General features: G+C 36.7%; 2 protein-coding genes. Both read right to left on the bottom strand.

Features of this window, described 5'->3' with window-relative positions; translation table 11 throughout:
• Nucleotides 1–296, bottom strand: a 296-nt coding sequence (locus tag AC1DPZ_RS28230) for a hypothetical protein (RefSeq protein ID WP_477409784.1), incomplete at its 3' end; no start/stop codon positions are given.
• Nucleotides 293–849 (bottom strand): hypothetical protein (locus tag AC1DPZ_RS28225; protein ID WP_477409782.1); only part of this gene is annotated, 557 nt, incomplete at its 5' end. The genes AC1DPZ_RS28225 and AC1DPZ_RS28230, both read right to left, overlap by 4 nt.

Raw genomic sequence — 849 nt, 5'->3', positions numbered from 1 at the left:
ATCTCATACGGTTCGCCGGCGCAAAAAGTGGTAAAAATATCAACAGTATATTCTTTTTCATGTGCAGGCGTAGGCGGAACTGTGATATGCCAGTAATGATACCATTCGTAAAGTATTTTAAAGCAGGTAAAAACGAAGGTTATTATTAAAAGTATATAAAGCGGCAAATAGCCAGCAACCGATCTGCTTAGCAGGCTATTTAAAAAAAAGCCCATACTGCCAATGCCTATTAATATTATAACCCGTAAAATTAATAGCTGCTTCCTGGTTGGTTTTAGTATTTTTTCGGCCTTCATTTATTATCAACTACATAAAATGGTACATTGGCGGTTGAAAAATTGCCAAATCGGTCATAAACGGTAACAAATACACGATAAGGTCCTTCTTTTAACGGTGCACGGAAAGAAACGGTTGTATTTTTCTGCGAAATAAACAAATGCTCTACTGGCTTTTGTTTATTTTGATTGGCATCCCTGCTTGTTTTATACCAGTCTTCGGGTTTTATTTGCCATTTATATGATAATCCTACGGTATCTGCATTAGCCATATAAAGCCGGGCATATGTAAGGGTATCTGGTTTAAAAAGAATATTATCTCTTGCTCCTTTATCGTTAACCAACATATAATTAATTTGAGGGGCAGCATGTTGCGGCCATTTAGAAGTCCAAATGTATTGCATAGTACCAACTGTTTCAGAAGCTGCGCCATTTTCGTCAAAAAGACTAAACCACGTTGAAGTATATTCCTGTTTATGGCCCCAGTAAAACACAAGTGAACCTAAAAAACCTGGATTATTTACCGGCATAAACTGTTTGTATATGGCCAAATTTTGTTCAGCCTTTTTAGTGC

Source organism: Mucilaginibacter sp. P4_G9, assembly GCF_056400985.1.
The sequence above is the reverse complement of the archived record's forward strand: the minus strand, read 5'-3'. Positions and strand labels throughout refer to the sequence as shown.